The 22,306-nt window shown below is 53.9% G+C and carries 19 protein-coding genes; 16 read left to right on the top strand and 3 right to left on the bottom strand.

The genetic code is table 11. From position 1 onward, the window contains the following. The first annotated feature begins 119 nt into the window (after positions 1-119). From secA2 to NST37_RS22540, 15 genes are all read left to right on the top strand, one after another. Complete coding sequence (secA2, locus tag NST37_RS22610) at positions 120-2,642, top strand: accessory Sec system translocase SecA2 (protein WP_003388295.1); 2,523 nt, start codon at positions 120-122, stop codon at positions 2,640-2,642. Positions 2,643-2,895: 253 nt separating this feature from the next. Further along, positions 2,896-4,329: a S8 family serine peptidase gene (locus NST37_RS22605; protein ID WP_339166731.1), complete on the top strand. Its 1,434-nt coding sequence runs from the start codon at positions 2,896-2,898 to the stop codon at positions 4,327-4,329. Positions 4,330-4,381: 52 nt separating this feature from the next. Continuing rightward, positions 4,382-4,924 carry a hypothetical protein gene (locus NST37_RS22600; RefSeq protein WP_024984020.1) on the top strand — a complete coding sequence of 181 codons (543 nt, stop codon included), beginning with the start codon at positions 4,382-4,384 and terminating at the stop codon, positions 4,922-4,924. Positions 4,925-4,999: 75 nt separating this feature from the next. Then, positions 5,000-6,125, top strand: a protein-coding gene (prfB, locus tag NST37_RS22595) for a peptide chain release factor 2 (RefSeq protein WP_122958876.1) whose coding sequence is annotated in 2 segments (ribosomal slippage) — positions 5,000-5,080 and positions 5,082-6,125 — 1,125 coding nt in all. Because the reading frame shifts where the segments join, the coding sequence is not laid out codon by codon here. Positions 6,126-6,160: 35 nt separating this feature from the next. Further along, a complete protein-coding gene (locus tag NST37_RS22590; protein WP_003388290.1) occupies positions 6,161-6,913 on the top strand; it encodes a glycerophosphodiester phosphodiesterase family protein in 753 nt (250 codons plus the stop codon). A gap of 48 nt (positions 6,914-6,961) precedes the next feature. Beyond that, positions 6,962-7,231: a YciI family protein gene (locus NST37_RS22585; protein ID WP_024984017.1), complete on the top strand. Its 270-nt coding sequence runs from the start codon at positions 6,962-6,964 to the stop codon at positions 7,229-7,231. An 80-nt stretch (positions 7,232-7,311) separates the two neighbouring features. Beyond that, positions 7,312-7,674 carry a cytochrome c551 gene (cccB, locus tag NST37_RS22580; RefSeq protein ID WP_003388288.1) on the top strand — a complete coding sequence of 121 codons (363 nt, stop codon included), beginning with the start codon at positions 7,312-7,314 and terminating at the stop codon, positions 7,672-7,674. Positions 7,675-7,886: 212 nt separating this feature from the next. Beyond that, positions 7,887-8,927, top strand: a complete 1,041-nt coding sequence (gene argC / locus NST37_RS22575) for an N-acetyl-gamma-glutamyl-phosphate reductase (protein ID WP_339185864.1) — start codon at positions 7,887-7,889, stop codon at positions 8,925-8,927. A 12-nt stretch (positions 8,928-8,939) separates the two neighbouring features. Next, positions 8,940-9,752: an acetylglutamate kinase gene (gene argB, locus NST37_RS22570; RefSeq protein WP_003388286.1), complete on the top strand. Its 813-nt coding sequence runs from the start codon at positions 8,940-8,942 to the stop codon at positions 9,750-9,752. A 12-nt stretch (positions 9,753-9,764) separates the two neighbouring features. Further along, complete coding sequence (locus NST37_RS22565) at positions 9,765-10,946, top strand: aspartate aminotransferase family protein (RefSeq protein ID WP_003388285.1); 1,182 nt, start codon at positions 9,765-9,767, stop codon at positions 10,944-10,946. A 212-nt stretch (positions 10,947-11,158) separates the two neighbouring features. After that, on the top strand, positions 11,159-12,265 hold the full coding sequence (locus tag NST37_RS22560; RefSeq protein ID WP_031932640.1) for a carbamoyl phosphate synthase small subunit: 1,107 nt from the start codon (positions 11,159-11,161) through the stop codon (positions 12,263-12,265). Beyond that, positions 12,258-15,494, top strand: coding sequence for a carbamoyl-phosphate synthase (glutamine-hydrolyzing) large subunit (carB, locus tag NST37_RS22555; RefSeq protein ID WP_122958880.1), 3,237 nt, complete (start codon positions 12,258-12,260; stop codon positions 15,492-15,494). The genes NST37_RS22560 and carB overlap by 8 nt, the downstream gene beginning before the upstream one ends. Further along, complete coding sequence (argF, locus tag NST37_RS22550) at positions 15,439-16,410, top strand: ornithine carbamoyltransferase (RefSeq protein WP_171506925.1); 972 nt, start codon at positions 15,439-15,441, stop codon at positions 16,408-16,410. Before carB ends, argF begins: the two co-directional genes overlap by 56 nt. 429 nt (positions 16,411-16,839) lie before the next feature. After that, the gene (locus NST37_RS22545; RefSeq protein ID WP_003388280.1) at positions 16,840-17,391 is read left to right on the top strand and encodes a DUF5317 domain-containing protein; all 552 of its coding nucleotides are present in this window, start codon (positions 16,840-16,842) and stop codon (positions 17,389-17,391) included. After that, positions 17,375-18,703 (top strand): HD-GYP domain-containing protein, encoded by a 1,329-nt coding sequence (locus NST37_RS22540; protein WP_003388278.1) that lies wholly within the window; start codon positions 17,375-17,377, stop codon positions 18,701-18,703. Before NST37_RS22545 ends, NST37_RS22540 begins: the two co-directional genes overlap by 17 nt. A gap of 52 nt (positions 18,704-18,755) precedes the next feature. Here NST37_RS22540 and NST37_RS22535 read toward each other — a convergent pair whose 3' ends face one another. Continuing rightward, a complete protein-coding gene (locus tag NST37_RS22535) occupies positions 18,756-19,307 on the bottom strand; it encodes a histidine phosphatase family protein (RefSeq protein WP_122958881.1) in 552 nt (183 codons plus the stop codon). Between the two features lie 141 nt (positions 19,308-19,448). Between NST37_RS22535 and NST37_RS22530 the strand changes: the two genes are divergently transcribed. Then, complete coding sequence (locus NST37_RS22530) at positions 19,449-19,880, top strand: hypothetical protein (protein ID WP_003388275.1); 432 nt, start codon at positions 19,449-19,451, stop codon at positions 19,878-19,880. Positions 19,881-19,894: 14 nt separating this feature from the next. Here the strand turns inward: NST37_RS22530 and NST37_RS22525 are convergent, their stop codons facing one another. Further along, positions 19,895-20,725 (bottom strand): VanW family protein, encoded by an 831-nt coding sequence (locus NST37_RS22525; protein WP_322630260.1) that lies wholly within the window; start codon positions 20,723-20,725, stop codon positions 19,895-19,897. A gap of 268 nt (positions 20,726-20,993) precedes the next feature. Next, positions 20,994-21,758, bottom strand: a complete 765-nt coding sequence (locus NST37_RS22520; protein ID WP_039070245.1) for a MerR family transcriptional regulator — start codon at positions 21,756-21,758, stop codon at positions 20,994-20,996. Between the last annotated feature and the right edge of the window lie 548 nt (positions 21,759-22,306).

The raw sequence follows: 22,306 nt of genomic DNA, 5'->3' as shown, positions 1-22,306 counted from the left end.
GGAGGGTACATGAAATAGAAAGCAGATTGCCACTGGGAAGCCTCCGTTCGAGGACCCTGATGTGGCTGCGCAAGGGAAGCATAATCGAAGCAGTTTTGCCACTAGGAAGGGGTGTCCTTATGCTGGGACTCGTAAAAAAGATTTTTGGCGACAGCAACGAGCGTGAAGTCAAAAAGATGTTTAAGCGCGTAGAAAAGATCAACGCGTTGGAACCGACTGTACAAGCACTGTCCGATGAGCAGTTGCGGGCGAAGACGGAGGAATTTAAAAATCGGCTCGCGAAGGGCGAGACACTGGACGACATTCTAAACGAAGCGTTTGCGGTCGTCCGTGAAGCATCCAAGCGAGTTCTGGGCATGCGTCACTTTGACGTGCAGCTGATCGGCGGTATGGTCCTCCAGGAAGGACGTATTGCCGAGATGAAGACAGGGGAAGGGAAAACCCTCGTCGCGACGCTGGCGACCTACCTGAATGCGCTGCAGGGCAAGGGCGTACACGTCGTAACCGTCAACGAATACTTGGCTGAACGCGACTCTACCATCATGGGTCAGCTCTACAATTTCCTCGGACTTACAGTCGGTCTGAACAAAAACGGTCTGACTGCGGAAGAAAAGCGTGAAGCTTATAACTGCGATATCACGTATGGTACCAACAACGAGTTTGGCTTTGACTATTTGCGCGACAACATGGTGCTGTACAAAGAACAGATGGTTCAGCGCCCGCTTTACTTTGCGATTATTGACGAGGTGGACAGCATTCTGATCGACGAAGCGCGTACGCCGTTGATCATTTCCGGTGCTGCCAACCGCACTACAGAACTTTACTACATCTGTTCGCATTTTGTGAAGCGTCTGGAGGCGGAAACAGACTATACGGTGGACGAAAAATTAAAAATCGTTTCATTGACCGATGAAGGCGTGGCCAAGGTCGAGCAGGCATTCAACATTGAAAACCTGTACGATACCGCGCACATGACTCTCAACCATCACATCACAGCCGCCCTGAAAGCGCAAGTGCTCTTTAAGCGCGACGTGGACTACGTGGTGCAGGATGGCGAGGTTGTCATCGTCGATGAATTTACCGGCCGTCTGATGGTAGGACGCCGCTACAGCGAAGGTCTGCACCAGGCGATTGAAGCCAAGGAAGGGCTCCGTGTTCAGAGCGAGAGCATGACGCTGGCGACGATTACTTTGCAAAACTACTTCCGCATGTACCAAAAGCTCTCCGGTATGACCGGTACAGCCAAAACAGAGGAAGAAGAGTTTAAAAAGATTTACGGCTTGGATGTAGTCGTGATCCCGACCAACAAACCCGTTATCCGTCAAGATTTGCCGGACCTGGTTTTCAAAACCGAAGCGGCCAAGTACCGTGCGGTCGTGGCCGATATCGTCGAGCGTCATAAAAAAGGCCAGCCGATCCTGGTCGGTACGATTTCCATCGAAAACTCCGAGATGCTCTCGCAGCTGCTCAAGCAAAAGGGCGTACCGCATAACGTGTTGAACGCGAAGCAGCATGCGCGCGAAGCGGAGATTATCGCTCGTGCGGGTCAGTACGGCGCTGTCACCATCGCGACGAACATGGCCGGCCGCGGTACGGACATTCAGCTGGGCGAAGGCGTAGCCGAGCTGGGCGGTCTGCACATTATCGGTACCGAGCGCCATGAGAGCCGCCGGATTGACAACCAGCTCCGCGGACGTGCAGGACGTCAGGGCGACCCGGGTTCTTCCCAGTTCTTCCTCTCCATGCAGGATGAGCTGATGAGACGCTTCGGAGCGGACAACATCATGAACATGATGGACCGCCTCGGAATGGAAGAGGACATGCCGATCGAAAGCAGACTCGTTACGCGTGCTGTCGAATCCGCGCAAAAACGGGTGGAGGGCTCCAACTTTGACGCCCGTAAAGTGGTTCTCCAGTACGACGATGTCATGAACCAGCAGCGCGCAGTAATTTACAAGCAGCGCCGCGATATTTTGGAGCAATCGGATTTGAGCGAAGTTGTCCTGCCGATGATCTACAGCGTCATCGACCGCACTGTGGAAAACTTCTGTCCGAAGGAAGAGGTACCGGAAGAATGGAACCTCGAAGGCTTGGCCGAAGCAGCCAACAACGGCTTCCTGCACGATGAGATCATGACTGCGGACAAACTGAAGGGCAAAGAAGCCGAGGAAATCGTCGAGCTTCTGAAAGAAGAGGTCCTGAAGCAGTTCAAGCAGCGCGAAGTGGAAATCGGCGAGATGATGCGCGAGTTTGAAAAGGTCGTTGTACTCCGCGCTGTCGACAGCAAGTGGATGGATCACATCGACGCGATGGAACAGCTTCGACAAGGTATCCACCTGCGCGCTTACGGACAAAACGATCCGCTGCGCGAGTACCAATTCGAAGGCTACGAAATGTTCCAGTCGATGGTCGCTGCCGTCGAAGAGGAAGTGGCCATGTACATCATGAAAGCAGAGGTCAGCCAAAACCTGGAGCGTCAGGAAGTGATCCGCGGTCAGGCTGCAGATCAGTCTCAACTGAAAACGTCCGGTCCATCCGAGCGTCCTGACAGCGAGACCTCCGGTGACGCCGATCCGAAAAACCGCGCTCAGCGCCGCGCCGAGGAACAGGAGCGCCGCCGTCAGATGAAACGGAATCAATAAAAACGATAGATTCACTGTCATTTTTGCTAGAAAACAACGAAACCCACTCTTTTCCGAAGCCGGAGAGAGTGGGTTTTTTTCGTTATTCTTCCTGACCGTCAGACAGGCTTCGTCCCTTTCCCGCTTTCTTCGTTGGAAAAATGATCGCTGTTTGTCTGACACTGCAGGATTGTATCGAACGATTTTGATAGAAAAAATAGGGAAAATCTTTACAATCGGTAGTACAACAAATTTTCGATGGAGGATGATAGCGATGAATAGAGCAGTGAGAATGGTACTAAGCACAACACTGGTATTGGGCTTGGCAGCTTCCGCCCTCTCTGTGGTACAGACCCCGGCTTCGGGGAAAAGCAAGGAAAGGGCCTATCTCATCGCTTATAAAAACAACATCCCGAGTGATTTGGAAGAGAGAATCGAAGAATCGGGAGGATCAGTGGAGACTGTCATCGATGAAGTCGGCATCGTATCCGCCACCTCTGATGATCCGGACTTTTTAGAGAAGATCAGGGAAGACAAGGAAGTGCTGGCAGCGGAGGAGGAGCTGGAAATCTTCCTCGACGAGGAGGAGCCGGAAGCGGCGGACGGACAGCCGATTACGGATATACCTCAGCCAGACTGGGATGATCCCGATCAGAATTATTACGATTTGCAATGGGATATCAAGCGAATCACCAATAACTTCAAATCCCATGAGATCAGCAAAGGAAACTCAAGAACGGTTGTCGGGATTATCGATACCGGATTGGACTTCGACCATCCGGACCTGCGGGACAATGCGGATGAAGAGGGCAGCAAGACATTTGTGCCGGGGACGAAGGACGCATGGGACCAAAACGGACATGGCACGCATGTTGCCGGTTCCATCGCAGCCAATGGCAAGATGCTCGGGGTGGGCCCCAACCTGACTGTGCGAGCCTACCGGGTGTTCGGGGCAACAGGCGGCGCCCAGCAGTCCTGGATTACGGACGCATTGGTGGAGGCAGCCAATGATGGGGTGGACGTTGTCAATATGAGCCTCGGCGGCTGGAGGTGGATGGCTCACAACTACGGTGAAAAAGGAGACTCCGCCTCGATGGTGGCTTACCACAGGGCTGTCCAGTACGCGGTGAAAAAAGGTGTCACAGTCGTCGTCGCTGCCGGCAACGACTCAAGAAACCTGGGAAGTCTGCACGATATGCAGGAATATTGGAAGGAAACCTACGGCCTCGATATCAAAGGGCCATCCCGGGTAGTACCGGCACAAATCCCAGGGGTGATCACCGTATCGTCGTCCAATGAATGGTCCGAAGACGAAATCGCCTTTTACTCCAACTACGGCAACCCGATCGATATAGCTGCACCGGGCGGAGACAATGGACCGGAATACGACAGACTGTACCGTCAAGACCCGAAAGGAGACTATCTGGATAAACGCGACTTCCGCTATCGCGCCTTCTCCACCTATCCGACGTACTTGCCGCCTTACTTTACCTCTAATCTGAAGGGGTACGCATTTATGCACGGCACGTCGATGGCAGCGCCCAAGGTGGCCGGAATTGCAGCCGTGATCAAATCGGAACATCCGGATATGAAGCCGTCCCAGGTGGCAGCGTTGATCAAGAAAACAGCGGAGGACTTCGGGAAGCGAGGACAAGACAAGTACTTCGGGGCTGGGGAAGCAAATATTTACAACGCGCTGACGGAGTAAACAATGGTTTACATCAGCTTGAAAAACTAGATGCTGAACGGGGGAATGAAGCATGAGAACGACAGGAAACGTAATGGGTGTTCAGGCGCAATTCATCCTCGAGAGAATCGACGAGACGTGGAAGATACTAAAGCGGAGAATGCAGGACGCTCAAGGGGGGTACCTGTTTACAGACAAAGCGCATGCGGCTGCAACAGCAGCAGAGGCTGCTTCGGCTGAGGGGGGCGGGGAAGCAGATGCTCACAATCAGGTGCTGGTCGGTGTCCAAAGCCCGGTCTTTGACGATCACAGGCTGACAACCGAGCTTCCCGAGCCCAACTGGGGCATTGAGCTGCCTTTGCAAGCTGCATTCATCACGGACACGGGAAGAGGCAGCCAGATGGGGAACGGATTATTCTCCCGCAGCACAAACAGCGTGAGAACAAGGCAAAAGAAGAAGCGTGCAGGGTTGTCGATCCTCCATTTGCTAGGCAGGATGGCTCGACCGGAAAAAGCGTCTGCAAGCCCGAACGAGCCGCAAGAGACAAGATCCGCTCCGGCACCGCCAAATCTGCCGGGAAGCCAAGGCTTCCGTTATTTGGGCCCCAATTCGTGATCACCGGTCATGTTGCGAATCCGCCGAATTACGGTACAATGATACATAGCATAATGAAGAGTAGGTGATTCGCACATGGCATTAATTGATATTGCGGACATCAAGCAAGAGATGTCGAGCATGGCTAAACGTTTAGCGGATATTAGGGGGTCTCTTTGACCTCCCAGTCAAGCAAGAGAGGATCGGTGAGCTGGAGGAGCGCATGCTGGCTCCGGACTTCTGGGACGACAACGACGCTGCCCAAAAGACGATCAGCGAGCTGAACGCCTTGAAGGGTCTGGTCGAGACCATGGGCAAGCTGGATGCCCAATACGAGGATTTGCAGGTCATGCTGGAACTGATCATCGAAGAAGGCGACGATTCGATGATTCAGGATGTGTACGACAGCACCCAGGCGCTGAAAAAGGAATTTGAAAGCTTCGAGCTGGAGCTGCTGCTCAGCGACCAGTACGATAAAAACAACGCCATTCTCGAGCTTCATCCGGGTGCAGGCGGTACGGAATCCCAGGACTGGGCGTCCATGCTGCTGCGCATGTACACACGCTGGGGGGAATCCAAGGGCTTCAAGGTGGAGACGCTGGATTACCTGCCAGGGGATGAAGCGGGGGTTAAAAGCGTTACGCTCTTGATCAAGGGGCATAATGCATACGGCTACCTCAAATCGGAAAAAGGCGTCCATCGTCTGGTCCGAATCTCCCCGTTCGATTCGTCGGGGCGCCGTCACACCTCCTTTGTTTCCTGCAATGTCCTGCCTGAGATCGAGGATGACACAGAGGTGAACATCCGTACGGAAGATTTGAAGATCGACACCTACCGTTCCAGCGGTGCGGGAGGTCAGCACATCAACACGACCGACTCCGCTGTCCGGATCACGCACCTTCCGACCGGCATTGTCGTGACCTGCCAGACGGAGCGCTCCCAGATCAAAAACCGCGAGCGGGCGATGAAAATGCTGGCAGCCCGTCTGTTTGAAAAGAAGCGGGAAGAGCAGGAGAAAACACTGCAGGCGATTCAGGGGGAGCAAAAGGATATCGCCTGGGGCAGCCAGATTCGCTCCTACGTGTTTCACCCATACAGCCTGGTCAAGGATCACCGCACCAATGTGGAGGTTGGAAACGTGCAGGCTGTCATGGACGGGGACATCGATTCGTTTATCGATGCATATCTCCGTTCGCAAATCAACCGTCCGGAACAGGCATGACTCTTTTCGGACAGCAAGAAGCGGGGGAGGCTTCCATGAAGGGAAAGCCGTTGATTCTCGGTCATCGCGGGGCATCACATGATGCCCCGGAAAACACCTGTGCTGCCTTTTCCATGGCCATGGAGCAACAAGCAGACGGGGTAGAACTAGACGTCCAACTGACAACAGACGGGCGTCTTTGTGTTATTCACGATCACACTCTGGAGCGGACCACCAGCGGCTTTGGCCCCGTTGGCGAAAAGACAATGGCCGAGCTTTCCGCACTGTCGGCAGGAGCCTGGTTCAGTCCCGAGTTCTCGGAACAAAAGGTTCCGGAGCTGGCAGACGTGTTGGCGCTTCTGCCCGAGGGAGCCACTGTGAATGTAGAGATAAAAAACGGTCCTGCATGGTACGAAGGAATCGGCACCGCAGTGGCCGAACAATTATGCATGTGGAAAAACAAGCTCTCGTTGATCGTATCCTCCTTTGACCATCAGGTTCTGGAAGAGGTGCATCGGCGGGAGCCTGCCTTGTATCTGGGGCTGCTGTACGAAGCGAGGCTGTACGACCCGGTTGCCTACGTGCGGTCGCTGCCGTACCCGGTATATTCGCTGCATCTCTGGCATGGTCTGATTACAGCGGAAATCGCCCGGCAGGCACACGCGGCTGGCCTTCGCGTTTTTGCCTACACCGTCGACGAGCCGGAGGAAGTGGCCAGGCTGACGGCGTTCGGCATCGATGCGATCATGACCAACAAGCCTCGCGAGGTGCGGCAAATGAGCGGGCATCGGGTTTCACCTCGGATCTAATGCGCTTCCGCATGGAAAGAGACAAGCAAAAGGAAGAAGGAGAAAAAAATGCTCTACGTCGCTATGCTGTCCATCATCGATCAGGATTTGAACGCAAAAGTGCGTCCGGCCCACTTGGACTACATCAACGATTTGTACAAGCAGGGAAAAGTAGTGATGGCCGGCCCATTTACGGACAAGCAGGGAGGTCTGGTCATCTATAAAGCGGATACGCAGGAAGAAGCGCTTCGATTGGCTCAGGCTGATCCGGTGGTGAAGGAAGGAGCTCGTACGCTGGAATTGCGCGAATGGAGTCCTTTAAATTTTCCTCTGGGATAAGTTGACCAAATGGAGAATGAATAGAGCGCAGCAGAGGCATACTTAGCGAAGAAATATTCTTCAATAAGGAGGGAACAGCCATGAAGCGCTTCCCAATATCTGTCCTTACTGTTGCGCTTGTTCTATTTTTGAGTGCTTGTGGCGGAGGAGGCAACCAAGCCCAGCCGCCTGCCAATCAGCCAGCCGGAGAGACGACCCCAACCGCTCCTACTGGCGGGTACGATGCGGCGACGGCTGAAACGCTGTTTAAAAACAATTGCGCCAGCTGCCATGGACAGGATTTGTCCGGCTCAGTCGGTCCGAATTTGACCCAGGTTGGCGGCAAGTACACCAAGGAGCAGATTCTGGAGATCCTGAAAAACGGAAAAGGCGGCATGCCCGGCGGCCTAGTCAAGGATCAAGACGCCGAGACGGTGGCTGCTTGGCTCGCCGACAAGAAATAGCTGTCATATCAATCAGAACGTGCGCTTCACTCGGCACACGTTGTAGCGCTGCATGGCGGTAGTCGAACATATGCATCGCTCGGGACCTGCAAAAACATGCATGGAACAAAGCGTCCGATAAATTGTCGGGCGCTTTTTCTATGGCAAGGGTTGTTTTTTGGATGAATGTTTATTATTATTTTTGTATAAAAATACAGATAGGGAGAGGGACTATGATCCGGGTCGGAATTGTCGGGGCAACTGGTTACAGCGGTGTCGAGCTGATACGTCTTTTGGCCGGCCATCCTCACGTGAAGGTGGCCAATTTATATTCCAGCACGTCAGAAGGAGAATCGCTTGCAAGCGTGTTCCCCCACGTGCAGGCGCTTGAGCTTCCCGTCCTGGCAAAAATAGATGCCGGGCAAATGGGAGCGGACAACGATGTCATTTTTCTCGCTACCCCTGCGGGTGTCAGTGCTGAGCTTTCGCCAGAGCTGGTCAAGAACGGCGCGAAAGTGATTGACCTGTCCGGTGATTTCCGTTTGAAGGACGGTGCTGCCTATACGCAATGGTATAAGCGGCAGCCGGCGGCGGACGAATGGCTGCAGAAAGCAGTCTACGGCTTGTCCGAATGGAAAAAGGAAGAGATTGCGGGAGCAGAGCTGATCGCCAATCCGGGCTGCTATCCGACTGCTGCATTGCTGGGAATGATTCCGCTGGCAAAATCGGGCTGGGTCAACCCGAAAAGCTGGATCATCGACGCCAAATCAGGTGTTTCCGGGGCAGGACGGGGTGTTTCGCTCGGGGTTCACTACAGTGAAATCAATGAAAGCATCCATGCATACAAGGTCTCGTCCCACCAGCATACGCCCGAGATTGAGCAGGAGTTGACGGGGCAGGCAGAGCTGGAGCAGCTCATCCAGTTCACACCCCATCTCGTGCCGATGACGCGGGGAATCCTGGTGACGGCCTATGGACAACTGGAGAAGGCAGCCGCTCTTTCCGAGCTTCAGGAGCTTTACCAGTCCGCCTATGCGGGAAAGCCGTTTGTCCGCCTTCGTCAGCCGGGCAGTCATCCGCGCACCAAAGAGGTGTATGGTTCCAACTATTGCGACATCGCGCTGCATATAGATGATAGAACCGGCCGGGTCATTGTGCTTTCCGTAATCGATAACGTCGTCAAAGGAGCGGCAGGTCAGGCGGTGCAAAACATGAACATCATGCTTGGGCTGCCGGAGACAGCCGGTTTGCCGCTCGTACCGCTTTTCCCGTAGAGGAGGTATAAAATGCAGGGCATTGTCGTCATAAAATGCGGGGGCAGCACGATGGAGCAGCTACCCGGGAGCTTTTTTCAAACAATTGCACGGCTTCAGAAAATGGGGAAGCAGCTCGTGATCGTCCATGGAGGGGGACCCGCCATCAACAGCATGCTGGAGCGGCTGGCGATATCTTCCGTATTCGTGGACGGCCTCCGCGTGACCTGCGAGGATACACTGGAGGTTGTGGAAATGGTGCTCTGCGGCCAGATCAACAAATGGCTGGTCAGACGCCTGACAGAACACGGAGCGAGAGCGTGGGGCGTGAGCGGGATGGATGGAAGCATGCTCACGGCGGTACGGACGGAAAAGCCGCTGGGCTGGGTAGGCGAAGTGAAGGCGGTAGATGCCGCGATCCCGCGGACCATTCTCGGTCAGGGGTACGTGCCGGTGATAGCTCCGCTTGCCGCAGGAATTGACGGGGCAGAGAGGTACAATGTAAACGCCGATGTGTCGGCAGGAGCGATTGCCGCTGCATTGAGAGCCGAAAGCCTGATCATGGTGACGGACGTTCCGGGCATTTTAAAGCCGGAGGCGGATGGCACCAAAGCGCTTGTTTCCAAAACGGATGAGGCTGAAATCGGACGCATGATCAGCGAGGGAATGATCACAGGCGGAATGATCCCCAAGGTGCAGGCTGCGCTCGATGCGCTTTCCGCCGGGGTAGCGCAGGTCGTCATATGCCGCGGCACAGCGGAAGATTTGCTTAAGGTTTGTCAGGGTGAACCGGCCGGCACGGCAATCGTGGCTGCCGCAGCCGAAAAAAATCAAGCAGCACGTTGAGGAGGAGAAACCATGAGTACGACGACTGCTCCACTCCATTTGATGAATAACTATGCAAGATGGCCGATACACCTCGTAAAAGGGAAGGGAAACCGGGTCTGGGACGAGGCGGGCAAGGAATATTTGGACTTCATCTCGGGGATTGCCGTTACGTCCTTGGGACATGTGCCGACAAAAGTAGCCGGCAAGCTGCATGAACAGCTGGATATGCTCTGGCATTGCTCCAATCTGTTCCACGTTCCCGGCCAGGAGAAGCTGGCGGCAAAGCTGAGCGAGCTGTCGGGTCTTTCACGGACACTATTTTGCAACAGCGGCGCCGAGGCGAACGAAGGCCTGATCAAGCTGGCACGCCGCTATGCACAGAAGGTGAAAGGGACAGACCGCTACGAAATCATTACGTTTGGCCAGTCGTTTCACGGGAGGACGCTGGCGACCCTGACCGCCACAGGCCAGGAGAAGGTAAAAGACGGCTTCCTGCCGCTTCCCGAGGGATTCGTAACTATTCCCTACAATGATTTGGCGGCGGTGCATGAGGCCGTAAATGAAAAGACATGCGCGATCATGCTTGAGCTGGTGCAAGGGGAAGGCGGCGTGCATCCTGCATATGAGAAATTTGTCAAAGGGCTCCGCCAGATTTGCGACGAACACGGCCTGCTGCTTTTGATCGATGAGGTGCAGACCGGCATCGGACGGACCGGCACCTGGTTTGCTTTTCAGCAATACGGCATTTTGCCCGATGCGATTTCGCTTGCAAAGGGACTTGGCAGCGGATTCCCGATCGGCGCCGTTCTGGCTACCGAGGAAGCGGCTCAGGCATTTGCCCCCGGCACCCACGGGACGACCTTCGGCGGCAATCCGCTCGCTATGGCTGCAGGTTTGGCCACGCTGGAAACCATCGAGGAAGACGCAATGCTGGAGCGGGTGAACGAGCTGCATCAGCTGCTGGTAAGCAGCTTGCAGCAAATCAAGGCAGCCTTTCCGGACAAAGTGGTCGAAATCAGAGGCAAGGGCCTGCTTTTGGGGATGGAGCTTTCGATCCCGGCAGCTCCTGTACTGGATTACGCGCGGGAAAAAGGGCTGCTGCTGTTGCTCGCGGGACCTCAGGTCATACGGATGCTGCCGTCGTTTATTACAACGGAAAATGAAGTGGCACAGGCAGCAGCGGTGCTAAAGGAAGCGATCGCCCAAGCGTAGCTTTCAAATAGAGGGGACGGTGGGTAAGACGTGTACGCGTGCCAGTGAAGAGAAGCTTTATGGCCACGCAAAAGACAGCAGGAAAATAGTTGCAACGAGTAGGAAAAGATAAAAAACTCGTTGCATTTTTATAATCATAAATGTATATTAATACAGTAAGTTGCATAAATTTTCGCAAGTGAGTGCCCTTTGGAGAGGAGTGGCTTTCATAGATGGATAAAGAGAAACAGGGATTGGGACCAGGTTATTTGACGCTGGAGACAGGTGAAGTATTCGCCGGAACGCTGTATGGAGCGCCGCTGGAAGGAATCGGGGAAGTGGTTTTTCATACAGGAATGACAGGGTATCAGGAAGTGATGAGCGACCCGTCCTTCGCCGGTCAGATCGTCACGTTTACGTATCCGCTGATCGGCAATTACGGAGTCAACGACAACGATTACGAGGCAGCCAAGCCCGCTTTGGCCGGGATGGTCGTCAGTGAGCTGTGCATGGAGCCCAGCCACTATCAATCGGTTCGCACACTGGCGGAAACGGCAGAGGATTTCGGCTTTCCGATCCTGGCGGGTATCGATACGCGGACGATTACGAAGCGAGTGCGCCAGGACGGGCCGCTGTGGGGAGCCATTTCCGATCAACCCCTGGCAGCGGAAGAAGTAGCCGCACTCAAGACCAAACACATCAAAAAGTCGCTGGTCGCAGAAGTATCCTGCCAAGAGATAAAACGCTACCCGGGCTCGCAGGAGCATGTGGTGCTGGTCGATTTGGGGATGAAGCAATCGATTCTGGACGCGCTGCTGGAGCTTGGCTGCCGGGTGACGGTGGTGCCGTTCGACACGCCGTACGCCCAGATTCAAGCGCTGCAGCCGGACGGACTGCTCTTTTCCAATGGACCCGGCGATCCGGAAGATCTGCATGCCTATTGCAGTGAATGGAGAAAAGCGGCTGAGCAGTATCCGACGCTCGGTATCTGCCTTGGTCATCAGGTTCTCGCGCTGGCGTTCGGAGGAAAGACGGAGAAACTGAAATACGGCCACCGCGGAGGAAACCATCCGGTCAAGGAGCTTGCGACCGGCAAAGTATACATGACCTCGCAAAATCACGGCTATGTCGTAAAGGAAGAGTCGCTGGACAAACGGCTGCTCACGGTTACCTACCGCAATGTAAACGACGGATCGGTAGAGGGCATTCGCCATCAATTGCTGCCGGTCATGAGCGTCCAGTTCCATCCGGAAGCCCATCCGGGGCCAAGCGACACCTCACATATTTTTCAGCAATTCTTGCAGTCGATGCGTGTAGTGGGAGCGAAGAGATATGCCTAAATTGCCGCACATTCAAAAAGTGTTAGTCATCGGGTCGGGACCGATCGTGATCGGTCAGGCGGCGGAGTTTGATTATGCCGGAGCACAGGCCTGCCTTTCCCTGAAGGAAGCGGGGGTCAAGGTCGTGCTTGTGAACAACAACCCGGCCACGATCATGACAGATGAACAAGTTGCCGACAAAGTCTATTTGGAGCCGCTGACGGTAGAGTCCGTGACAGCAATTATCGCCAAGGAGCGTCCGGACGGCCTTTTGCCAACGCTGGGCGGTCAGACGGGATTGAACCTAGCCGTGTCCCTGGCGGAAGCGGGCGTATTGGAAAAGTACGATGTAGAGCTGCTGGGAACTCCTTTGGAAGCGATCCAAAATGGTGAAGACCGCGAGCTGTTCAAGAAGCTGATGCAAAAAATCGGCGAGCCTGTGCCGGAGAGCGCCACTGTCGAATCTGTCGAGGCTGCGGTCGCCTTTGCCGACTCCATCGGCTATCCCGTTATCGTCCGTCCTGCCTATACGCTGGGTGGAGCGGGCGGCGGCATCGCGGACAGCGAGCAATCCCTCCGGACAGTAGCGGCAAACGGAATCGCCGCAAGCCCGATCGGTCAGGTGCTGATCGAACGCAGCGTCAAAGGCTGGAAAGAAATCGAATACGAAGTGATGCGGGATGCGAGCGATACGTGCATCATCGTCTGCAACATGGAAAATCTGGACCCGGTGGGTATCCACACGGGAGACAGCATCGTTGTCGCGCCTTCCCAGACGCTGACCGACAGGCAGTACCAGATGCTCCGCAGTGTATCCACCAAGGTGATCCGCTCGCTGGGCGTGGTAGGCGGCTGCAATATCCAGTTCGCCCTCGACCCGAACTCGGACAGCTACTACCTGATCGAGGTCAACCCGAGAGTGAGCCGCTCCAGTGCGCTCGCATCCAAAGCGACCGGCTATCCGATCGCCCGGATCGCGGCCAAACTGGCGCTTGGCTACAATCTCGACGAAGTGTTGAATCCGATTACCGGCTATACGTATGCCAGCTTTGAGCCGACGCTGGACTATATTGTAGTGAAAATCCCGCGCTGGCCGTTTGACAAATTTCCGCTGGCGGACCGGCAGCTGGGGACCCAGATGAAAGCGACCGGTGAAGTGATGTCGATCGCCCGCAATCTGGAAGCGGGACTGCTCAAGGCTGTGCGCTCCCTGGAGCAGGGCTGCACGCATCTGAGCCGTCCCGATCTGGCAGCGTGTGATCGGGAGACATTGGTCCAGCTCGTTCAGGAAGCGACCGATGTGCGGCTGTTTGCACTAGCCGAAGCGATCCGAAAAGGCTTTACGGAAAGCGAGCTGCATGGATTGACAGGGATTGATCCGTTTTTCCTGCGAAGCCTCGCAAAGATCGTGTCGTTGGAAAAAGAGCTGGCTGCATGCGAAACGCTGACCCCCGAACTGCTGACGGAAGCGAAGCGACGCGGATTTGCCGACGAGACGATCGCCGGGCTGATCGGCTGCACGGCAGCGGAAGTAAAGCAGCTCAGAGTGCAGTACAACATCAAGCCGACGTATAAAATCGTCGATACCTGCGCCGCAGAGTTCGATGCGCAAACGCCGTACTACTATTCTGATTGGCAGGGTGCCGATGAGGTCGAGGAGCTGACCGGCAAAAAAGTGCTGGTGCTCGGCTCAGGGCCGATCCGGATCGGACAGGGGATTGAATTTGACTACTGCTCGGTACACGCCGCAAAAGCACTGCAGGCAAAGGGGATCGCGGCCATCGTCGTCAACAACAACCCGGAGACGGTGAGTACCGATTACGAGACAGCGAACCATCTCTACTTCGAGCCGCTTCACGCGGAAGACGTGCTGCACGTAGCGGAGCGGGAGCAGGTGGACGGAGTCATGGTGCAGTTCGGCGGACAAACGGCGATCAATCTGGCCGCCAAGCTGGAAGCAGCAGGTTTGACTGTGATGGGAACGAAGCTCGAAGCGATTGAGCGGGCAGAGGATCGCGAGCTCTTTTACGCCATGCTCAGAGGGCTGGATATTCCGCATATCCCGGGGCAGGGTGTATCCACGCTGGAGGAAGCGGCTGCAGCAGCGTCTACCGTAGGGTACCCGGTCCTGCTGCGTCCTTCCTACGTCATCGGCGGGCAGGGCATGGTCGTGGCACATGACATCGATGAGCTATCCGCCACGATTGAGGGATGGTTGAGCCAGCCAAACAGCCAGGACTTTTTCCCGCTTCTCGTCGACAAATACGTACCGGGCATGGAAGCGGAAGTAGATGCCGTCTGTGACGGCCAATCGGTATTGATCCCGGGCGTCTACCAGCACGTGGAGAAGGCCGGGATTCACTCAGGCGACAGCGTTGCCCTTTTCCCGGCACCGTACCTGACTGACGAAGTCAAAGCCACGATTGCACGCTACACCGAAGCCATTGCCCGCGAGATGGGAGCGGTAGGCCTGATCAACATTCAATTTGTCATCAGCGGCGATACGGTATACGTGCTGGAGGTAAACCCTCGCGCTTCCCGTACCGTGCCGATTACGAGCAAGGTGACGGGCGTTCCGATGGTCGAGCTGGCCGTCCGCGCCCAGTTGGGAGAGAAGCTGGCGGAGATGGGGTACAAAGCAGGTCTTTTGCCTGACATTCCGTTTGCCGTAGTGAAAGCGCCTGTTTTCTCGACCGTAAAGCTGACCGGTGTGGACCCTGCGCTCGGCCCGGAAATGAAGTCGACGGGAGAGGTGCTCGGTCTGGGCCATAGTTTCGCTGAAGCGGCAGGAAAGGCGTTTGCTTATAAAGACAGCATTTTTTCAAGCTGGCAAGCAGGACAGATTTGCCTGGTATCTTTGGCGGACGGAGACAAAACGGCAGAGGTGCTGCCTGCGCTGAAGCGATTGCAGGAGCAAGGCGGCGTATTGGCAGGAACGCCAGGAACGGCCGCATGGCTCAAGGAAAACGGCTTGAGCGTCGCTCACGTGATCGGGGATGAGCAGGAGCTTGTGGAGCTGGTTCAGACCGAGGGTGTGGCCTTTGCCCTGATTACGGCGACCAAAGGAAACAGTCGCGGGCGCAGCGGTTTTGCCCTCCGCAGCCGGGCCGTCCAACAAGGATTACCGTTGTTTACTTCCAGTGAGACATTCGCTTTGTATGTGCAAGCCATTTCGGAGAAAAGAGGTGACGGGCATGCAGCCTGTGAAGATATTGGATCGCTTTCCAAACGCACAGTGGGCCAAATATAAGGGGAAAGACCTTTTGCGGGTCGATGAATTCAGTGGAGAAGAGCTGATGCAGCTTTTGGAGCTGGCGGCTCACATCAAAAAGCTGCAGAAGAACGGTCAGCCATACCAGCCCCTGCAAGGGAAAACGCTGGGAATGATTTTTGACAAGTCATCCACCCGCACCCGCGTTTCCTTTGAAGTCGGCATGTACCAGCTCGGCGGCATGGCGATGTTTTTAAGCGGCAAAGAACTGCAGCTCGGACGGGGGGAGCCGATCAGCGATACGGCGAAAGTCATGTCGCGCTATGTTGACGCGATCATGATTCGGACGTTTTCCCATGCCGGTGTGGAGGAATTGGCGGAGCACGCCTCGATCCCGATCATCAACGGACTCACGGATGACTTCCACCCGTGTCAGGCATTGGCCGACATGCTCACGATCTGGGAGCACAAGGGCAAGCTGAAGGGGATCAAGCTGGCTTACGTAGGAGACGGAAACAACGTGGCCAATTCGCTCGTGCTGGCGGCTGTGCTGCTGGGTATGGACGTTCGCGTCGCCACGCCGCCGGGATATGAAATGAATGCGGCCATCGTCGAGCAGGCAAAAGGATATGCGCAGGCAAACGGTGGAAAGCTGCTCGTGACCCACGATCCCGTCGAGGCAGTCAAAGACGCTGATGCCGTGTACACCGATGTCTGGACCAGCATGGGCTTCGAGGCGGAAAACGAGCAGCGGCTGCAAGCGTTCGCTGCTTATCAGGTGAACGAAAACCTGGTCAGCCACGCCAGCCCGGAATACCTCTTCCTGCACTGCCTGCCTGCTCACAGAGGGGAAGAAGTATCTGCCGGCGTGATCGACGGTGCAAACTCCGTCGTCTTTGATCAGGCGGAAAACAGGCTGCATGCGCAGAAAGCAGTGTTGGCTGCTGTTGTGTGAATATAGTTCTAGGTACAAATTCCTATTTATAATTGAAGCTTATAGACTATGAATCTATTATTGCCGAATTTTGTCACTTATGTGTAAAATATAGGCATGAAAGCGCGAAGAAGTACAGACTGTATCTGGTCGCTTGGTCTGTATGGAGCCAGTAGCGAATCCGCCTTTTCCCTCGGGAAAAGGGAAGCTGTACAGGCTGTATTTGGTCGCTTGGCCTGTACGTTAGAGCTAAGTAGCGAAACTAGCTTTCTCCACTATTTATTTAAGGAGGGGAATGGCATGAAAAAATGGTTTGGAGCACTTCTGTTGGTAGCAGGTATCGTTGCTGCAACTTCTGCTAACTGGTACGTTGGCTAAAGGTAGGAAAACTAGAGAAACACCGCTTGTTCAAAGTGGTGTTTTTCATTGCTTTTTCGGAGGTAACGAAACATGCTGCTTGACGTGATAGCCTTCTCGTTTTTAATCGCTTTCCTCAGGGGCGGACGGGTAAAGAGCATTCCTACCTTTAACGGATTGGCCTTTCTGGTGATTTGTATTTTGCTCCAGATTACATCAGGCTTTTTCCCGTCGATTGGTGGAATATTTGTATCCGTTGCCTATCTGGCACTGCTGCTCTTTTTTTACTTTAACAGAGAGCATGAAGACATCAGGATTTTTATGATCGGGTGGTTTTTGAACGCGCTGGTCATCTGGCTGAATGGAGGGCGCATGCCTGTCGATATCGAGCAGGCAAAACAGCTTCCTTACCCGATAGAGCCTTTGTTGAATGGCACGGATTTCAAGCACTCGCTTTTGACGGATCAAACGGTGTTCCCTTTCCTTGCAGATATTATGCATATGCCGTTCCCTATTCCGAGGCTGATCAGTATTGGCGACCTGTTTATTATGTTGGGGACGTTCCTTCTTGTTCAGCGCATTACAAACAAGCCTATCTCTTTAATACGATTGCGCGAAGGTAAAAATTATGCAGAAAAATATTGACCTCACCCGTTTTTTCAAACATCTGTTTATTCAGTTTTTTCTCCCTCTTGCAGCGATCGCCGTATTTGTTTCGGTGCTGCCGGATTGGGAGCCACGCAATCACTGGAGCGTCTTGTTCATCTTTACGCTTTTGACCATCGTAGGGGCTTTTGCCCCTATTAGCACATTTAACGCGAGACTGACTGTCAATAATGCATTGTTTTTTTCGGGAATTCTCTTGTATGGCACATGGGTTGCGGTCTGGGCCGCAGTCGTTGAATTATTGATTGTGACCGTACTGAGCCGTTCTTCCTTGAAGAAGGCCATGTTTAACTGCGGGCAAATCCTGCTGACTCTCTGGCTGGTAGGATTTTTACATCATGCCGCCGACTCGGCCGGTATCCCGTGGATGTTTTCGGACCTGTTGCTGATTCTTGTTTATTGGTTTGTCAACACGTCACTGGTGGCTTCGGGAATCTCCTATTTCTTTCATGTAAAGTGGCTGGACACCTTTGCGAGCATGGTCAAAGGTGGGTCAAACACGTACATTATGCTCATGATTATCGGCGGTATTGGAGCCAGGCTGGTAGCACAATACGGATGGCTTTCGCTCATTCCGTTGCTGGCTGCGTTTATCTCCTTGAATATTGTATTCCGCCAATATTTTCGCAACATTAACAAGCTCCAACAAAAAATGGACGAAATCCAAACCTTTAACCACAGCTTTCTGACGACAATGGCAGCTTCGATCGATGCCCGTGACCACTACACGAGCGGCCATTCGCAGCGTGTGGCCCACTGGGGACGGGAAATTGCGCGTGCTATCGGGATGCCACCGGATAAAGTGGATGAAGTCTATTTTGGCGGCATCTTGCATGACATCGGAAAAATCGGTATCGAGGATCACATTCTCAATAAAAAAGGAAAATTAACACCGGAAGAGTACGACAAGATCAAGCAGCATACGGTGATTGGATATGAAATTATCTTGCAGGCAGGGATGTTTCACGAACTGCTGCCCGCCATTCGCTCCCACCACGAACGGATCGACGGGAAGGGCTACCCGGATGGCTTGAAGGGGGACGAGATCCCGCTGATGGCCCGTATTTTGGCCATCTCCGACGCATTTGACGCCATGGTTGCGGATCGTCCCTACCGGAAAGGACTCCCGGTCGAAGACGCACTTCAGGAGATCAGGAAAGGGGCAGGGACACAGTTTGATGCAGAACTGGCCTACCAATTCATTCGCGTGGTCAGTCAGTTGTCCCGGGAAGAGCTTGAAAAAATAATCCAGCAAGATAACCAAACGCAGTTACAGGAGGTGCTTCAGTAAGAACACCTCGCTGTAACTGTTTTTATTTTCCCGCGTTGCCATCCGGTAACGGTCAGCCGGCAAGCTCGTTCCAGATTCGTTTGATCGTCCACACGCCTTCCTGGCAAGAAATCCGGTAGACGTCCGGGTTGGTCAGGGCTTCCCAGTCGGCAAAGCCGTATGTATCGTCGAGCTGCTTCAGGAGGAGGGCCATCAGACAGCCATGGGTGACCAGTACGGTATGAGAGAAGGGAGCGGAAAGCGCATCACGGAGCAAGGATAACCCGCGATTCATGGCTTCCTGGCTGCTTTCACCGCCTTCGTAGCACAGCGTCAGATCAGAAAACGTGTCTCGCAGGCGCTCGTACCAGTCAGGCATCGAATATGCGGAAAGGACTCTCTCTTCGAGCCGGCTGTCAGTCTCGATCTCCAGTCCGAAATGCCGGGCAAGCGGCTCCGCAGTAGCTTGTGCACGCAAATAAGGACTTGCGATGATCCGTTCAACGGGTATGTCCGTAAAAAAGGCAGCCAGCGCGGCAGCTTGCTGGCAGCCCAAAGGCGTGAGTGCCGCGTCAGGGTCCTGGCCCTCTGCTTTACAGTGTCTGACGAGGTAAAAATGTTTCATAGAGAAACCTCCCGTTGCGAGTGAAGTGGACAAAAGCGCAAAGCCGAGTGTAAAAAAGCTTGGACAAGAACATGTGTTTTCTAGATAATAGTGGGAATGGAAAATTCTTTTCCCCGAATCCAAACAGGAGTGTGAAAGTTGATGATTCCTACCTACCAGGACGCCGACATTATTTTGAAGCTGTACCAGCAGTACGAATCGGAGCGAATGCAAGAAGCGAAAAAGTGGTTCTCCCATACGATCGCAAATAAAGAATGGAGCTACGATACGTTCATCGGGCGCTATCCCCGCGGGAGCGAGGAATTTGCCCGTTTTGTCACGCTGTACGGCTTTTTCGAGATGATCGGTGTTCTCCACAAAAATGGTCTCGTCCACCCCGATCTGCTGTTTGACATGTGGTATATCAACGGTTTTTATGTGCCGATGTACCCGATCATCGCAGGGTGGAGAGCGGAGGGCGATATTCACATAGCTGAAAATTTCGAGCGCCTGGCCGCAGCCGAGCTGGCATGGATCAGAGAGCACAAGGGAGAGGAATACGTCCCGCAGGTTCCATACAAAATTCATGCATAACGATGTTGAAACAATTAACCGGAATAGTCTGGACCAGTTGGCGGAACCTCCTCCAGGGTGTATTTGACCTCGGAAAAGTTGCGGATCGCCAGTTCTTCTCTGGTCCGCTTTCCGGTTTTTTTGTCGATCACGAGCCTCCAGATTTCATTGCGTCTGTAATTTTTTCCACCCCGGCGCATAAACTTGTGATTCCGCTCTTCGAGATGATAGGAGAGCGGCCACTCGCGATCTGTGTAAATCGCTCCCTTGAGATGCTTATCTGTCAGATTGACGCGCAATTGAAAGGTTTGCTTTGTCGGGTTGTAGAGGCGAAGATCGATATAGTTGTAAAAAACGCTGGCACCGCTGCCAAAAGGCAGGACGCGCTGATCGTCCGGAAAAGGATCAAACTGATGGTGGTGCCGTTCCGCAATCTCGAGCGGCGTGTGAAGCGCCATCCAGAAGAGCAGGTTGGCAAGCTGGCACAGGCCGCCGCCAACACCTGTTCGCACCTCTCCTTGTGACAAAAGCAGTCCTTCCACGTAGCCTTTTTCCTTTGTCGTCTTGCCTACCCGGTTCCAGAAGGAGAAGGTTTCCCCGGGCCTGATCAGCAGTCCGTCAATGGACGGAATCGCAATCCGCAAATTGATGATTTTGTTTTCCTGCAGATGTGGATCGGAGCTTCCCAGCTTTCTCCGAAGCAAGGACTGATGCTTTTTGCACGTGAATGAAAAAGAGGGGGCTTGCTGCTGGCGGGCAAAGCGAACCCCGGAAACGCGGTCAGACAGCATTCGGCCGATTCTCTTTTGGCTGACCCGCAGGTGATAGAACAAGGGATGAAGGCGAGACAGTGTCAGGGAAGTCACATCCTTTACTCAAGAGATAGTCAAAGCGAGAAGGCAGGAGAGCAGGTAAATCCATTGCCAGCTTCAAACAGGCACCGCTTAGCGGGGCGCGGCGGGAGAGGCATGCGTTCAAACATCGGAAGCCGGTCAATTCAGAATCGTCTGATATGATCATACACGAGTGATTCACATTTTAAAAATGAACAGATAAAAACGGGCTGTACCTGGTCTTGCCCCTTGGTACAACCCGTTTTTCAGCCTTTCGCACTACCGCGGCATTCGGCTAAGTCTATTGTTTCATGCCTGTATAGATGTGGATCGCGTCTCTCAAAAATTCGGCCATGCCTGGCTGATTCTGATCGTAGTACGCTTTGAACCGCTCGTCATCTACATACATTTGAGCAAGCCCTGCATGTGCCTCTTTGCTGTACTCGCTCCAGGAGTGCATCAGCCACTGCTTATGCAAATCCGCCGCTTTTTGGGCGAGAGCGCTTCCCGGATCGCCGGTTTTGAACGCCTCAGCCAATGTGGTGGCAACTTCACTCTCCAGGCGCTTTACTTCCCCAAGCTGCTCCTGTGTCATGTTCTTCAGCTTTTGATTGGATTTGTCTACAACGTCGTCTCCGTACTTTTTGCGAATTTCTTCTCCGTACGTTTTCTCGTTATCGTCAATCAGCTTTTGTTTAAACCCTTCGAACTTCTCTTGATCGGTCATGGTCATTCTCCCTTCCATAGAAGCGATTGTCTTTTCAACATTTTTGATCAGCAGATCGAGCTGCTTTCTTCTGTCGAGGAGCTGCTCACGATGTTCTTTTAGCGCCTGGGCCCGGCTGAAGGACGGGGAGGTCACGATCTCCTTGATCACGTCCAGCGTAATCCCCAATTCTCTGTAAAACAGAATTTGCTGCAACCGATCGACCTCCGCCTGACCGTAAATCCGGTACCCTGACGAGTTGATTCTCGCCGGCTTAAGAATCCCGATCTCGTCATAATACCGCAGCGTTCTCGTACTGACTCCCGCCAATTGGCCCAGCTTCTGCACCGTATATTCCATGTGCTCACCTCCTGACACCATCACTGTACACCTTTACGTATGCGTCAAAGTCAACGGGATTTGTAAAAAAAATTTCCGGAAAAGCTTGTCTGCTTCTCAAAAACGTCAGGGCGACCTCCGCTTGCCTTGATATGGCTAGGGAGAGAAGCGAAAGGACCAGGCTCTGACGAACACGGAGTATCTTCTCGGATCGGCAAACCCCAACGGCCTGTATGCATTTTCATGAAAGGAAAAAGCATATCTATGCAATTGGCGGATCATGTACCTGTTATGAACGGAGTAGGCTAAGGCGGGGTACACTTCTTTGCCTCTTCTTTATATTCATTACTTCCAACAGGTTGGCATGCGTCTGCTTTATCTATAGTCCTCTCATTTGTTGAAGACCTCGCCTGACCGTGGCAGCAGCTTTGACCGTTTGGCTTCGCGGATGATAGACTCCGCTTCACCGAAGGAATCAAAGCTGTGCAGGTCCAGGCAGCCCGTGCTCGATCGCTTGAAGGCTTCGGGGAAACCTCTGCCTAGGATCGAGGCTGCTGCTCTAGTTGTAA

Origin of the sequence: Brevibacillus sp. FSL K6-6036 (genome assembly GCF_037964015.1) — a bacterium.
GTDB lineage: Bacteria > Bacillota > Bacilli > Brevibacillales > Brevibacillaceae > Brevibacillus > Brevibacillus borstelensis.
The sequence above is the reverse complement of the archived record's forward strand: the minus strand, read 5'-3'. Positions and strand labels throughout refer to the sequence as shown.

Bases quoted from the DNA above. Each gene is read 5' to 3' on its own strand.
- secA2 (WP_003388295.1), top strand. From the start codon at position 120: ATGCTGGGACTCGTAAAAAAGATTTTTGGCGACAGCAACGAGCGTGAA.
- NST37_RS22605 (WP_339166731.1), top strand. From the start codon at position 2,896: ATGAATAGAGCAGTGAGAATGGTACTAAGCACAACACTGGTATTGGGC.
- NST37_RS22600 (WP_024984020.1), top strand. From the start codon at position 4,382: ATGAGAACGACAGGAAACGTAATGGGTGTTCAGGCGCAATTCATCCTC.
- NST37_RS22590 (WP_003388290.1), top strand. From the start codon at position 6,161: ATGAAGGGAAAGCCGTTGATTCTCGGTCATCGCGGGGCATCACATGAT.
- NST37_RS22585 (WP_024984017.1), top strand. From the start codon at position 6,962: ATGCTCTACGTCGCTATGCTGTCCATCATCGATCAGGATTTGAACGCA.
- cccB (WP_003388288.1), top strand. From the start codon at position 7,312: ATGAAGCGCTTCCCAATATCTGTCCTTACTGTTGCGCTTGTTCTATTT.
- argC (WP_339185864.1), top strand. From the start codon at position 7,887: ATGATCCGGGTCGGAATTGTCGGGGCAACTGGTTACAGCGGTGTCGAG.
- argB (WP_003388286.1), top strand. From the start codon at position 8,940: ATGCAGGGCATTGTCGTCATAAAATGCGGGGGCAGCACGATGGAGCAG.
- NST37_RS22565 (WP_003388285.1), top strand. From the start codon at position 9,765: ATGAGTACGACGACTGCTCCACTCCATTTGATGAATAACTATGCAAGA.
- NST37_RS22560 (WP_031932640.1), top strand. From the start codon at position 11,159: ATGGATAAAGAGAAACAGGGATTGGGACCAGGTTATTTGACGCTGGAG.
- carB (WP_122958880.1), top strand. From the start codon at position 12,258: ATGCCTAAATTGCCGCACATTCAAAAAGTGTTAGTCATCGGGTCGGGA.
- argF (WP_171506925.1), top strand. From the start codon at position 15,439: ATGCAGCCTGTGAAGATATTGGATCGCTTTCCAAACGCACAGTGGGCC.
- NST37_RS22545 (WP_003388280.1), top strand. From the start codon at position 16,840: ATGCTGCTTGACGTGATAGCCTTCTCGTTTTTAATCGCTTTCCTCAGG.
- NST37_RS22540 (WP_003388278.1), top strand. From the start codon at position 17,375: ATGCAGAAAAATATTGACCTCACCCGTTTTTTCAAACATCTGTTTATT.
- NST37_RS22535 (WP_122958881.1), bottom strand. From the start codon at position 19,307: ATGAAACATTTTTACCTCGTCAGACACTGTAAAGCAGAGGGCCAGGAC.
- NST37_RS22530 (WP_003388275.1), top strand. From the start codon at position 19,449: ATGATTCCTACCTACCAGGACGCCGACATTATTTTGAAGCTGTACCAG.
- NST37_RS22520 (WP_039070245.1), bottom strand. From the start codon at position 21,758: ATGGAATATACGGTGCAGAAGCTGGGCCAATTGGCGGGAGTCAGTACG.